Below are 501 nucleotides of genomic sequence, written 5' to 3' on the forward strand. Positions count from 1 at the left end.
CTCAGCTCTTCAGCCTCATGCACCACCGCAACCCTATCCGGCGCCTGGCGCACCTGCGCCTCGAACAGTTCATGGATGCACATATCCGAGGGGTAAGGCGCCGCCGTGCGGTTCAGCTCTTCCAGCAAATAGGTGCGTTCATCGGCCGGCAGGATGTCCAGGTCTCGCACCGGCGTATCGGGCGCATGCTCCAGCGCCTCGGCCAGTTCTTCGAGCGCATGCTGCATGTAGCCGCAGACCTGATCGGCGCAGATTGGCTCCACCACCTGCGCCGTCAGGCCGAGCGCCTCGCCATAATCCTCCACCGACAGCGACACGGGATAGTTGGTGCGTTCCTCGCCACCCAGCCATTCCACGCCCGACATGACATCATCCGCTCCGGAGCCCGCCATGGCCGCCGGCGTGGTATGACGGTAGTTCAACAGCGCGCCGAACAGCGGCGCCGGCGCGGCAACGCCGCTGCAGCGTTGCGCCAGCGCCAGCGAGGCATGCTCGTGCGCC

General features: G+C 66.5%; 1 protein-coding gene. It reads right to left on the minus strand.

Annotated features, from left to right (window positions below):
- Positions 1 to 501, minus strand: a 501-nt coding sequence (locus tag O7A70_RS34000; RefSeq protein ID WP_337144232.1) for a hypothetical protein, incomplete at both ends; no start/stop codon positions are given.

The organism is Mesorhizobium sp. Cs1299R1N1 (genome assembly GCF_037179655.1).
GTDB classification, from domain to species: domain Bacteria; phylum Pseudomonadota; class Alphaproteobacteria; order Rhizobiales; family Rhizobiaceae; genus Mesorhizobium; species Mesorhizobium salmacidum.